The organism is Gammaproteobacteria bacterium, assembly GCA_022450155.1.
Taxonomy (GTDB): Bacteria; Pseudomonadota; Gammaproteobacteria; order Arenicellales; family UBA868; genus REDSEA-S09-B13.
Window position 1 is genome coordinate 45,995 of sequence record JAKUQR010000005.1, and the last position, 13,367, is coordinate 59,361.

General features: G+C 50.6%; 13 protein-coding genes and 1 tRNA gene. All 14 read right to left on the reverse strand.

All coding sequences use genetic code 11. The features are described 5' to 3' along the window. Positions 1–3: 3 nt before the first annotated feature. Positions 4–2,403: an NADH-quinone oxidoreductase subunit NuoG gene (gene nuoG, locus MK323_03965; protein MCH2481315.1), complete on the reverse strand. Its 2,400-nt coding sequence runs from the start codon at positions 2,401–2,403 to the stop codon at positions 4–6. An 18-nt stretch (positions 2,404–2,421) separates the two neighbouring features. Then, a complete protein-coding gene (gene nuoF, locus MK323_03970; GenBank protein ID MCH2481316.1) occupies positions 2,422–3,690 on the reverse strand; it encodes an NADH-quinone oxidoreductase subunit NuoF in 1,269 nt (422 codons plus the stop codon). A gap of 5 nt (positions 3,691–3,695) precedes the next feature. Further along, a complete protein-coding gene (nuoE, locus tag MK323_03975; GenBank protein MCH2481317.1) occupies positions 3,696–4,175 on the reverse strand; it encodes an NADH-quinone oxidoreductase subunit NuoE in 480 nt (159 codons plus the stop codon). Between the two features lie 4 nt (positions 4,176–4,179). Beyond that, complete coding sequence (locus MK323_03980) at positions 4,180–5,433, reverse strand: NADH-quinone oxidoreductase subunit D (protein ID MCH2481318.1); 1,254 nt, start codon at positions 5,431–5,433, stop codon at positions 4,180–4,182. Continuing rightward, positions 5,426–6,022: an NADH-quinone oxidoreductase subunit C gene (locus MK323_03985; GenBank protein MCH2481319.1), complete on the reverse strand. Its 597-nt coding sequence runs from the start codon at positions 6,020–6,022 to the stop codon at positions 5,426–5,428. The genes MK323_03980 and MK323_03985 overlap by 8 nt, the downstream gene beginning before the upstream one ends. A 14-nt stretch (positions 6,023–6,036) precedes the next feature. Further along, positions 6,037–6,513, reverse strand: coding sequence for an NADH-quinone oxidoreductase subunit B (locus MK323_03990; protein ID MCH2481320.1), 477 nt, complete (start codon positions 6,511–6,513; stop codon positions 6,037–6,039). A gap of 7 nt (positions 6,514–6,520) precedes the next feature. Beyond that, complete coding sequence (locus MK323_03995) at positions 6,521–6,877, reverse strand: NADH-quinone oxidoreductase subunit A (GenBank protein MCH2481321.1); 357 nt, start codon at positions 6,875–6,877, stop codon at positions 6,521–6,523. A 136-nt stretch (positions 6,878–7,013) separates the two neighbouring features. Beyond that, positions 7,014–7,098, reverse strand: a tRNA-Leu gene (locus MK323_04000). A 47-nt stretch (positions 7,099–7,145) separates the two neighbouring features. Further along, positions 7,146–7,493, reverse strand: coding sequence for a preprotein translocase subunit SecG (gene secG / locus MK323_04005; protein MCH2481322.1), 348 nt, complete (start codon positions 7,491–7,493; stop codon positions 7,146–7,148). Positions 7,494–7,497: 4 nt separating this feature from the next. Next, on the reverse strand, positions 7,498–8,253 hold the full coding sequence (gene tpiA / locus MK323_04010) for a triose-phosphate isomerase (protein ID MCH2481323.1): 756 nt from the start codon (positions 8,251–8,253) through the stop codon (positions 7,498–7,500). Positions 8,254–8,365: 112 nt separating this feature from the next. Then, positions 8,366–9,730 carry a phosphoglucosamine mutase gene (gene glmM, locus MK323_04015; protein ID MCH2481324.1) on the reverse strand — a complete coding sequence of 455 codons (1,365 nt, stop codon included), beginning with the start codon at positions 9,728–9,730 and terminating at the stop codon, positions 8,366–8,368. Between the two features lie 11 nt (positions 9,731–9,741). Next, positions 9,742–10,506: a dihydropteroate synthase gene (folP, locus tag MK323_04020; GenBank protein ID MCH2481325.1), complete on the reverse strand. Its 765-nt coding sequence runs from the start codon at positions 10,504–10,506 to the stop codon at positions 9,742–9,744. Between the two features lie 65 nt (positions 10,507–10,571). Then, on the reverse strand, positions 10,572–12,527 hold the full coding sequence (gene ftsH / locus MK323_04025; GenBank protein ID MCH2481326.1) for an ATP-dependent zinc metalloprotease FtsH: 1,956 nt from the start codon (positions 12,525–12,527) through the stop codon (positions 10,572–10,574). 164 nt (positions 12,528–12,691) lie between these two features. Next, positions 12,692–13,261, reverse strand: a complete 570-nt coding sequence (locus MK323_04030; protein MCH2481327.1) for an RlmE family RNA methyltransferase — start codon at positions 13,259–13,261, stop codon at positions 12,692–12,694. Positions 13,262–13,367 lie beyond the last annotated feature (106 nt).

A 13,367-nucleotide genomic window follows, 5' to 3' on the forward strand; every position in this document is an offset into this window, starting at 1 on the left:
CTGTTACTCCACAGCTTGAACCACAACCACAGGAAAAGAACCGAGAACCGACGTTTCAGAAAGCCCCGTTGGCACGTATACAGCGCCACGAGGCACGCGATCATCGGGTTGGACCGGAAGCATAACTTCGCCTGTCTCTGAGCGTACCGCTAAACGATCCCCTTGTTTAAGTCCCAGTTGGTCCAGTTCTTCCCTACAAGCGAGCAATGCCACAGGTTCTGCATCCTTGGTCGATTGCAGCGCTGTGGCACGACGTACTGTGGGATCTACGCTATACACTGGCACATCGACAATTCGATCCAGTTGTTTGCCTTTCTTTAGTTCAGCGGATTGAGTAGAAACATGATTAATTGCTTGTAGATCAGATTTGTAGCGAACGCTTATTGGCTCTGATAAATCATAGACCTCTTCAAGCTCAGCAATGACGTCATCCGAACTAACGTAGTCAAAACCGTCCAATTTTAAGAAATTTCCAAGCACCCGTAGGATTTTCCACCCCGGTCTCGACTGACCCATCGGCTTTACAGCGGCACTGGCGAACTGGGCGACGCCTTCGCAATTGATATAACCACCATCGATTTCCGTAAAAGCCGCAAGAGGCAACACAACATCCGCTTGCATAGGGACCGCAGAACGAAAAGTCGAAAAGCTCACAACGAACTCTGCTTCGCACAATGCGGTTTCCAACGCCACTGGGTCAGCATAATCGTTGCGAACCTCCACACCATACAAAACATAAGCCTTAAGACGCTTATCGATCATTGTTTTGCTATTTAACCCCCCCGAATCAATCGAACGTCCTCCAGGAAGACGATGCGGCACACACCCAGCGACCCACCCCGCAGCGCCATTAGCGTCTGGCAGCAAGGCAATCCGAATACCACAGTTCTCTCCCAGCCAAGATGCAATCTGCCGAAGCGCACTAGCATCCGGATGGTTCATTCCGATCTGACCTAAGAGAATAAGAGCACCTGCATCGACTGCAATTAGGACGTTGGCGATAGCTCTAACATCTATTACAGATTCATGTCGTCTGGCGAGCTCAACAAGATTTACAGGCAACAGGTCCGCCTTCCCTGCAGCGAGCGCGACATTTTGGGCGATCCTCGCAAAAATGCCAGCCATCATCGAAGGCTTTATAATTACTTCTTGCGTCGTCACAAAATTATGATTGAACGACATTGGGTTAAGAACAGCTATCTCACCACCCTCTTGAACTAAACGACGGAGCCTCAGTGATATCAACGGCAATTCTTTTCGGATATTCGAACCCACGATTAAAACGCTGCCGAGTTTCTGCAGCTTTGATATAGAAGTGTCGATACCTGGATAAATCGGTGCTGCCAAATCATCTCGAAAATCTTGTTGTCGCAATCTGTGATCAACGTTAGATGACCCTAGCGCACGCAATAATTTCTGTAGAAGAAAGAATTCTTCTAACGACGCAGTTGGAGACGCAATTGCCCCGATTTGCTCACCGGACCAAGTCTGTTTGATGCGCAACAAACTCGACGAAACAAGTTCTAACGCCTCAGTCCACTCGACTTCCTGGTAACTGTCGCCCCGTCGAACGAGCGGCATCGTTAACCGATCGTTAGAATTAACACTCTCATAACTGTATCGATCTCGATCCGAAAGCCAACATTCATTAACCGCCTCGTTGTCTCGCGGCAATACTCGCTTGACCACACCCCCAATTTCCTGAATTTCAAGATTTGAACCCAAACAGTCGTGGGGGCTAATGCCTTTGTGTCCGTTCAATTCCCAGGTTCGCGCCGTAAACCGATACGGTTTGGAGGTCAGTGCCCCCACCGGACACAAATCAATCACATTTCCGGAGACCTCACTATCCATCGATGTACCAAGGAAGGTCGTGATCTTCATATCTTCACCACGCCCGATCGCACCCAGTTCCATGACTCCAGCCACCTCTTGTCCAAACCTTACACAGCGAGTGCAGTGAATACAGCGTGTCATTTCAGTCGCTATCAGAGGCCCAAGATCCACATTGTCGACAGATCTTTTAACCTCATCGAATACTGAACTACTCCCGCCAAATCCCATCGCCTGATCTTGAAGAGGACACTCCCCTCCTTGATCACAAATCGGGCAATCCAAAGGGTGATTGATCAGTAGAAACTCCATCGTGTCCTTTTGTGCCTGTTTCGCGATCTCCGACGTGGTCTGTACAACCATACCGTCGGTTACTGGAGTGGCACAGGCAGGGAGAGGCTTCGGTGCTTTTTCAACCTCAACGAGGCACATGCGGCAATTTGCGGCAACAGAGAGCTTTTCGTGATAACAGAATCGCGGAATATAGATCCCGGCATTGTCAGCCACTTCAATAATGGTCGAGCCCTGCTCTGCTTCGAACTGCTGCCCGTTGATCTCAACTTTGAGCATGATGTTCAGGACCTATTGTCAAGCTGCAACTCGAGACGAGATTTTTGCCTCGAACTCTTCACGAAAATGTTTGAGAAAACTTTGGACAGGCCAGGCAGCCGCATCTCCCAAAGCACAAATAGTTCGGCCCTCAATCTTGTCAGCAACATTGACCAACTTATCCAAATCTTCGGGTTTACCGGCACCGATTCGTATACGATGAATCAATCGATGTAACCAGCCTGTCCCTTCTCGACACGGCGTACACTGTCCACAGGATTCTCGAAAGTAAAAAAGCGCAATACGCTCCAATACCTCGACCATACAGGTTGTGTTATCCATCACAATCACCCCGCCGGAACCGATCATCGATCCTGCCTGCTGAAGCTGATCGTAGCCCATCTCACAGGACACGATAGCCTCTGCAGGCATTACTGGCATGGAGGATCCTCCGGGGATAACAGCCTTTAAAGAACGCCCTTCGAGCAACCCACCGGCGAGACTCAGTAATTCGCTAAACGGGGTCCCTAATGTGACTTCGTAATTGCCTGGACGCTGTACATGACCGGACACTGAAAATATCTTGCTGCCGCCACTACCCTCTTGGCCCAAATTATTGAACCAGGCCGGGCCTTTGCGAATAATGGGCGGTAGCGAGGCCAGTGTTTCTGTATTGTTGACCGTGGTCGGCTTACCGAATGCACCCACTTGCGCGGGAAACGGCGGCTTAAACCGCGGCATTCCCTTTTTGCCTTCTAATGATTCAAGTAATCCTGTTTCTTCCCCGCAGATGTAAGCCCCTGCGCCTCGCTGGCTATAGAGATCGAATACCACCCCTGACCCCCGGATATCTTGCCCCAAGTAACCTGCCTGGTAGGCCTCCTTAAGCGCATTCTCAAATCGGACCCACGGCTGGTGATATTCCCCTCTAATATAGTTGTATGCGACAGTGGAACCAGTCGCGTAACTGGCGATGGCCATACCTTCGATCAACTGATGTGGGTTGAGGTATAGAATTTCCCGATCTTTAAATGATCCAGGCTCACTCTCATCGGAATTACACACAATATACTTCTGACCATGAACATCGCGAGGCATAAAACTGAGTTTGAGTCCCGACGGAAATCCAGCACCGCCCCGTCCTCTTAGACCGGACGCCTTAATCATCTCGATCACGTTGGCCGGGGGTATTGATTCATCAACGATTTTCGACCAGGATTGATAGCCCCCTAACTCTTTGCAGTAGTTTTCTAACAGCCACGGCGACTGGACTTCTGGCGCGGGCAAACAGACATGGCATTGTCCCATGGCGATCAATCCAGTTCAGACAGCAGCCGATCAATATCTGCTGGCGTCAGGTTTTCTACGTAACGATCATCGACGATGAGCATCGGCGCCCCACTGCAAGCGCCTAGACATTCAGCCTCAAATAGCGTGACCTTGCCGTCCGGTGTGCTCTCGCCAACATCCACGCCTAGTTTCTCTTTGAGTCGGTCAAGAACAGATTCGCTCCCGCGAAGCATGCAAGAAACATTCGTGCATACCCTGATCTTATGACGACCGACAGGCTTGGTGTAAAACATGTCGTAGAAAGTCGCCACTTCGTAAACTTCAATTGGCTGAAGAGACAAGAATGCAGCCACAGAATTTACGACACCTTCGGATACCCAGCCGTGTTCTTGTTGCGCATAGCGCAATGCGGACTTTAGTGCTGCCCTACGACTCGGATATTTTTTGGCCTCGGCCTCTATTTTTTCCCTGACATCGTCAGATAGCTGATAGTCGTTTGTCATAACGTCAGCGGTCAATTTCACCAAACACTATGTCCTGCGTGCCGATGATCGCCACCATGTCGGCCAACATATGGCCGCGCGACATTTCGTCGAGGGCTGCGAGGTGAGGAAATCCAGGTGCTCGGATCTTTACTCGGTAGGGCTTGTTGGCGCCATCTGATACCAGAAATATCCCGAATTCCCCTTTGGGGGCTTCTATAGCGCTGTACACTTGCCCAGGAGGCACATTGTAACCCTCAGTAAACAGCTTAAAGTGGTGGATCAAAGACTCCATGTCTTCTTTCATTTCCTCCCGCGGCGGTGGACTCAACTTATAGTCGTCCAGCATAACTGGACCCGGATTCTTCCTTAACCAGTCCACACACTGAGAGACGATTCGATTTGATTGTCGCAACTCCTCCATACGCACAAGGTATCTATCGTAGGTATCCCCCGTAACTCCAACTGGTATGTCAAAGCTAACTTGGTCATATACTTCGTAGGGCTGTTTCTTTCGTAAATCCCATTCAACACCGGATCCCCTGAGCATTGGGCCTGTAAAACCGAGTTGCAGTGCCTGCTCAGGCGTAACAATTCCTATATCGACGGTTCTTTGTTTCCAGATTCGATTATCGGTAAGTAAGGTCTCGTACTCATCAACGCACGCTGAAAACCGTCCCGTAAATGCATCTATGAAGTCAAGTAAGGAGCCAGACCGATTCTTGTTCCGACTGGCGATATCCTTTTCGTCCTCCCGGCTATTATTTTGATACAGTGGCATCTTATCGGGCAAATCCCGGTAGACCCCACCTGGCCGATAATAGGTCGCATGCATACGTGCACCGGACACTGCTTCATAACAGTCCATTAAATCTTCTCGCTCCCGAAATGCATACAAAAATACAGCCATCGCCCCAATATCGAGAGCATGCGCACCAAGCCACATCAGGTGATTTCCAATTCGGGTAATCTCATCAAACATAACCCTTATATACTGAGCACGAATTGGCGGCACGACACCCAACAACGACTCTATCGCTAAAACATACGCATGCTCATTACACATCATGGAAACATAATCTAGACGATCCATGTAACCAATACTGTGGTTGTAAGGTTTACTTTCTGCCAGCTTTTCGGTTGCTCGGTGCAGCAACCCAATGTGCGGGTCTAGTCTTTCGATAACCTCCCCGTCCATCTCCATAACCACCCTCAATACACCATGTGCTGCGGGGTGCTGCGGCCCGAAGTTCATGGTGTAGTTGCGGATCTCAGTCATCAGACCATTCATCCCGGATAACCCGAGGCACCGTCACTCTCGGTTCAATCGACACAGGTTCGTAAACCACTCTACCTTTCCCTTCGTCGTACCTCATTTCCACATGACCTGACAACGGGAAATCTTTACGGAACGGGTGGCCAATGAACCCGTAATCAGTCAATAGCCGCCGGAGATCCGGATGACCAGGGAATCGGATCCCGAAAAGATCGAAAGCTTCTCGTTCGTACCAGTTCGCGCAACGCCACACCTCGATGACCGAATCAATAGTTAAATCATCTTCAGGAACGGGCACTATTACACGTAGACGGTGATTCAAACTGATCGAAAGCAAATGGTAAACCACAGCAAACCTTTCGTTATCCCAACTCCGTTGCGCCTCTTGGCCATAGGTCTGGTAGTCGACAGCGCATAGGTCAACCAGTTGTTCGAATGCTGTATTTTGGTGGTCTCGAAGTTTTCTCAACAGTTCAAGCGATGATGATCGACTGACCGTTACCGTGAAACCCAATGAATCCCCAGTGATCGATGCATCAAATCCACTGCATATGATTTTGACCTGACTGTGCAGGTCTTGTGTGGCGCTCATGTGGCTATCGGACTCTAGCGCGCTATCGTATCTGTGCGCTTAATCTTTTTTTGAAGCTGGATGACACCGTACAATAACGCCTGTGGCGTAGGGGGACATCCCGGCACATACACATCGACCGGGACGATCCGATCACATCCGCGAACCACTGAATACGAATAATGGTAATAACCGCCGCCATTAGCACAAGATCCCATCGAAATTACCCAGCGCGGTTCGGGCATCTGGTCATAGACCTTACGCAACGCAGGCGCCATCTTATTAGTCAGCGTACCGGCTACGATCATTACATCCGACTGACGCGGGCTTGGACGGAAAATAACGCCGAAACGATCTAGGTCATAACGTGATGCGCCCGCATGCATCATTTCTACGGCACAACACGCCAGCCCAAATGTCATTGGCCACATCGACCCCGTACGGGCCCAATTTATAAGGTCATCCAGCCTGGTAGTCGCCCAACCCTGTTCTAAAACGCCCTCTAATGCCATCCGAACACTACTCCCATTCCAAAGCGCCCTTCATCCATTCATATACAAAACCGACTACCAGCACTAACAGAAAAATTATCATTGCCAAAAAACCGAAGATGCCAATTTCGTCCAAGGCGACTGCCCATGGAAATAGAAAAGCAATCTCCAAATCAAAAATAATAAACAAAATCGCGACGAGATAATAACGAATATCAAACTTCATGCGGTTGTCTTCGAAGGCTTCGAATCCGCATTCGTATGGAGAGAGCTTTCGTTGATTTGGTCGGTGTGGGCTTAGCAACTTACCAGCCACAAGGAGGACTACCCCAAGCCCTGAAGCAACAATCAAGAACAGCAACACTGGCAAGTAGTTGGCTAGCATGCAGCTGTCGCTTCAGATGGATGACTCAAGGCTATCGATGCCCTAAATTCTAGTGACTGACCCCCCATACGGTCAACAAACTTGCCGCCAACGCCAACCAAAAAAAGACACTAACAACTCACTCGTGCCAGATGTTTGGTGCCGAAGGCCGGACTCGAACCGGCACGGCTTACGCCACCGCCCCCTCAAGACGGCGTGTCTACCAGTTCCACCACTTCGGCATATTTCTAGGTCTATCACTTAAAGTGTAGTCTACTTTAATACAGCCTCAATCCTGCGACCCAGGGACAGCCGGTAGGTCAGTCGAGTCTTTTACTCGTTGGATTTCTGCGGCTGGTGCCGGGGAAGTGGTGGTTTCAATGACACTTCTTGGCCCAGCACTCTGCTGGGTGTACAGATAAGCGAGACTGAGGCCAGATATAAAAAATACGGCCACCAAACTTGCAGTAATACGACTCAGAAAGGTCGCTGACCCTTGACTGCCGAATACCGACTGGGAAGAGCCGCCGCCGAATGCGGCGCCCATATCGGCGCCTTTACCCCGCTGCAAAAGTACCAGGAGCACTATCGACACAGCCACTACGAGGTGAACCACTGTGATAATACTGATAATCATTTCATCACTCCATTGCCTCACAGATCGCCAGGAAATCGGTTGCCACCAGCGCGGCACCTCCAATCAGCCCACCGTCGATATCTGGAGAGGAAAAAAGCCCTTGTGCATTGTCAGGTTTTACACTGCCGCCGTAAAGCAATCGAGTGTGATCTGCAGCAACCGGGTTAAGTTCTGCTATCGTTTCACGAATCAAAGCATGCACGTCCTGCGCCTGATCCGGACTTGCAGTACGACCAGTACCAATCGCCCAAACTGGCTCATAGGCTACGATCGCAAACGGGAATATATCGACTCCGTTTAAATCAAGTACGCTCATGAGTTGTTCCCGAATCACCCGGTCAGTATCTCCGCGTTCCCGCTCCTCCAGTGTCTCACCCACACAAATGATGGGCTTAAGCTCCGCAGCTACAGCGACCCTGGCTTTTTCCGCCACCAGATCACTTGACTCACCATAAAGGGCGCGCCGCTCCGAATGTCCGACAATCACATAACCACAGTGCTGTTCTTTCAGCATCTCAGCAGCGATCTCGCCCGTATATGCCCCGGGCCCGTGTATATCTAGATTCTGCGCACCCACTGTTATCGTGGAACCAGCTAACGTCTGAACTGCCAGGGGTATATAAAGAAACGGTGGACAGACCACAACATCCAGGTCCGGCACAGATCGGACAAGACCTTCTTTCAGCCCAATCAACAGAGCATCCGTCATCGCGGTTGATCCATTCATCTTCCAGTTTCCGGCAACTAATGGACGACGCATCATTTCTCCTGCTGCTGAAGATCCGTAAATTTGTAAATCGGCCAACGCGGGGCGGCGATGTTACCGAGGCGAGGCGCTAGACGCAACCACTTCGATGGTAGCGTAAGATGGACTAATGCTTCGCACTCGAGCTCACGACAGCCATAGTCAGTTGCTCGACTAACGTCTCTACCTGCTCGGCATCGACCCCCTCAACCATGACTCGAATAACAGGTTCGGTCCCGGAAGGTCTCAGGACAACTCTGCCATTGCAATCCAGCACGGATTCAACCTCACGAACTGCGTTGATGACCGTTTCATCGCCCAGCACTATGGCCGCAGAAACAGAACCGTTTATCGGCACATTGATCATGGACTGCGGATAAATCTGCATACTCGACACGAGTTCGGCCAGCGTCCGGCCAGTCGAGTGCATCACTTCAAGGACGCTGATCGCTGTCAGTAGTCCATCGCCGGTTGTACTCTTATCAAGCTGGATAATATGCCCGGAGGCTTCACCCCCTAGGGTCCAACTGTTGGCGTACATCTTTTCCAGTACATGCCTATCGCCAACACTGGAGCGCTCGAAAGCAATTCCACGTTCTTGACATGCAAGCTCCAGGCCAAGATTGCTCATAACAGTCCCGACTATTCCGTCCGCTACCCGTAGATTCCTTTGCCCATAGACCCCCAGCACATAAAGTATCCCATCACCATCGACAATTTTCCCAGAAGCATCCGCAAGCACGACTCGATCCGCATCTCCGTCAAGTGCTATGCCCAGGTCAGCATTGTGTTTCTTTACTAACTCGCTGATATGCTGAGGGTGGACCGATCCGCATTCATCGTTGATGTTTTTACCGTCGGGCAGAGCGCCAGCCAAGACGACTTCTGCACCTAGTTTGTTCAGCAGTTTGGGGCCGACTTCATAGGCCGCGCCATGGGCGCAATCAAGGACGATTGTAAAATCTTTCAGATCAAGATCAGCACCAACTTGTTCCAGACAATAATCCACATAGTCATCAGCGGCCCGAGTATGGCGTCTTGCCTTCCCCAACGCCCCTGACTCAACGGTTTGATTCTCATCAGCAAGTAACGTCTCGATTTTAAATTCGAGTTCATCACTAAGTTTCTGGCCATCACTCGAGAAAAATTTGACTCCATTGTCATGGTAGGGATTGTGGGATGCACTGATCATAATACCTGCCGCCGCATCTGAGGTTCTGGTCAGAAAAGCGACTGCTGGTGTTGGCAAGGGACCCGTTAAAACCACGCCCATACCAGCTGCCGACAGTCCTGACTCAAGTGCAGATTCCATCATGTACCCGGACTCGCGGGTATCTTTCCCGATCAGAACCTCACCACCTGGGTGCAGCGCCAATGCCTTTCCCGTTGCCCATCCAAGATGGAGCATATCTTCTGGAGTGATTGGCTTTTCACCGACTCTGCCGCGAATACCATCCGTCCCAAAGTAGCGTTTATTGACCGTGCTATTCATTAAATGAGACGCTATACGGCCATTCGGGTTTCTTTAAGAAACTGCGCGGTCATGCCGACATTGTGCACACGAATAAGCGAGGCTCCGTTTACGACCGCCTGCGCTGCGTACTGCGCGCTCAACCGGTCACGATCCGGTCCGGTCACTTTGCTCGGTAGAAACGATTTTCTGGATATGCCTACGAGAACCGGCTGACCGAGCTCCTGAAGTTCTCCAATCTCATCAATCAATCTTCGGTTGTGCTCCGGTCGCTTACCAAAGCCAATACCTGGATCTACGACGATCTTCTCCGACGAGATTCCAGCTGCAAGACATCGGTCGACCCGCTGTTGCAAGAATGTTTTCACCTCGTGCACTACATCGATATAGTCCGGTGCCTGCTGCATAGTGGCTGGTATCCCTTTCATATGCATCAAGCAGACCGGGACATCCAGAGCACGAGCCTGCTCCAAGGCGCCAGGCCTCCTTAAAGCCCAAATGTCATTGATCATTGCAGCACCAGCTTCAACAGCCGCCTTCATAACTTCAGGCTTACTGGTATCAACCGAAATAGGAACGGAGACTTCCCTGGACAGTTGGCGAATCAACGGAATGATCCTTTTTAATTCTACTTCAACGGTCACCGACTCCGAACCCGGTCGAGTCGATTCTCCGCCAACATCGATCAGATCAGCACCTTCATCCACCATTAGGTGCGCTTGTCTTACTGCATCCTCGATCCACAGATACCGACCACCATCAGAAAATGAATCAGGTGTGACGTTCAAGATTCCCATCAACGCCGCACCGGCCGGCAGCGACAAGCAGTCTATGCTCAATAACAGAACAGGATTCTCGGAGGTCAGGCAGAATCGCTTGCCGGCGAATCCATCTTAGGCTTCACCTTCGGCTGATCAGATGATGGAGCATCCCCGTCCAGCGGAGTTTGATCCGCAACATCCTCCTGCGTATCGTTAGCATCACCACCTGAACTATTGTCATCGACTGATGGTGGACCTAGCCGTTCACCGCGCATAATCTGATCAATCTGCTCGGCTTCCAGTGTTTCCCAATCCAGTAAGGCCTCTGCCATCGTTATAATCTTTTCCCGATTCGCCTCGACGATCTCACGTGCTCGGACATACTGATCTTCGATGATCTTTGTAATCTCCTTATCGACGAGTTCTGCGGCCGAGTTACTTAGGTTTTTATGGGTGATCACGTCCCTGCCCAAGAACACCTCCGCATCATTGTCACCATAGACACGCGGGCCGAGCGAGTCACTCATACCCCAACGCTGGACCATCTTTTGAGCAAGATCGGTGGCCTGTTCGAAATCGTTGGCCGCCCCAGTAGTCATCTGCCCCATAAAAATTTCTTCGGCTATCCGGCCGCCCATCAACACAGCAATTCTGGCAAGAAGATACTCCCGATTGTGGCTGTACCGATCTTCTTCAGGTAATTGCATCGTAACCCCTAAGGCTCGACCACGAGGAATGATAGTGACCTTGTGGACCGGGTCTGTGTGCGGCCTAAGCGACCGGGCAACGATCGTGTGACCGGATTCATGGTAGGCGGTGTTCTTCCGCTCCAGCTCCGGCATCACCAACGAACGGCGCTCAGCCCCCATAATAATCTTGTCCTTGGCCAGCTCAAATTCTTCCATCGCAACCAGCTTTTTACTCCCCCGAGCTGCAAACAGTGCAGCTTCATTAATCAAATTAGCGAGATCAGCACCGGACATTCCAGGTGTCCCTCGCGCGATGATGCTCAGCTTAACGTCTTCTGCGAGGGGCACTTTACGCATGTGTACTTTCAATATTGCTTCTCGGCCACGGATATCCGGTAACGACACATGCACCTGCCGGTCAAATCGGCCAGGCCTTAACAACGCGGGATCCAACACATCGGGCCTGTTTGTAGCTGCAACAACGATGACACCCTCATTGCCTTCAAAACCGTCCATCTCAACCAACAATTGATTAAGGGTTTGCTCCCGTTCATCATGTCCGCCACCGAGACCTGCACCGCGCTGCCGCCCAACTGCGTCGATTTCATCTATGAATATGATGCAAGGGGCGTTCTTCTTGCCCTGTTCAAACATATCTCTGACGCGGGACGCACCAACCCCGACGAACATCTCAACAAAATCAGAACCAGAAATCGTAAAAAACGGAACCTTTGCTTCACCCGCAATAGCCTTAGCGAGCAATGTTTTACCCGTGCCTGGACTGCCTGTCATCAACACCCCACTAGGAATTCGACCGCCCAGTTTTTGAAATCGAGAAGGATCACTCAAAAATTCAACCAGCTCCTGAACTTCTTCTTTAGCTTCGTCGACACCTGCAACATCGGCAAAGGTGATATTGTTTTTGTCTTCGGTCAGCATTTTGGCCTTACTTCGCCCAAACGACAGCGCGCCGCGCCCGCCCCCACCCTGCATCTGACGCATAAAGAATATCCACACACCAATCAGCAGTAGCAACGGAAACCAACTGATGAAAATCTGCATCAACAAGGAGGTGCTTTCTTCTTTTTGGGCCTTAATGGTGACATTGGCCTCGAGCAAATCGTTAACCAGTCCGGGGTCACCGGGTGAGTAGGTGACAAAACGCTGGCCAGCTCGAGTCCGGCCTTGGATCGAACTGCCGTTTATTGTTACCTGCTCGACACGACCTTGTTTTACATCGTGCAAAAACTCAGAATAATCCAGTTCCGCACTGGTACGACTGTCCCGGGGCGTGAAATTGTTGAACACCGCCATGAGTACCATTGCGATAACCAGCCAAAGTATAAGATTTTTTGTCAGATTGCCCATGAAAGGTTCACGTTATCCTTAGAAAAGAACGACTCAAAGCGAATAAAGCCCGCGTCGATCATTACGCTTTTCTGCCTGAAGTCGAATTTTGAGGGTTTTCACCCGTTTCTACAACTGTTTAGGCCACCATATCCAAACTTCTAGTGTCCTGATTTCTGCTCATCTCAACACTTTTCCGTGGGCCTTGAAGCCAGCAGGTAATATTCAGCGCTGTCAAGACGTGATGCCTGCGGTTTTCGCACAACCACTTTTCCAAATGAAGATGCTAACTCGCGACGGAAATCAGCCGTGCCTTCGCCTTCAAACACCTTGACCACAAACCTTCCGTTGGGCCCCAACGATTTCAGCGCGACCGACAATGCCAGTCGCGCCAAAACCAGGCTGTTTGCCTGATCGGCCGTTTTTATACCAGTCAAATTGGGGGCCATATCAGATAATACAAGCCCTACAGGTTGGTTTTTTAACCGTAATTCAAGTTCACAGTACAACGCATCGTCACCGATATCCCCCTGAATAAAAACCACACCATCTATGGGCACTATTGGCAGCAAATCTACCGCAAAGACTTTGCCCTCAACACCTACCTTTTTCGTTGCATACTGCGACCATCCTCCAGGCGCTGCGCCAAGGTCGAGAACAGTGTCACCGGACACGATCAGTCGATCCTTCTGATCGATTTCTGACAGTTTATACGCCGCCCGGGAACGGTAGCCTTCCTTTTGGGATTCCCTCACAAATGGATCACGCTGCTGCCGGTCTAGCCAATGTCTGCTTTTCAATTTCCGTCTGGCCACAAAGCAAGTCTTCACTGAGGTAGTCGAAACTCGGTCAAGCCTATAC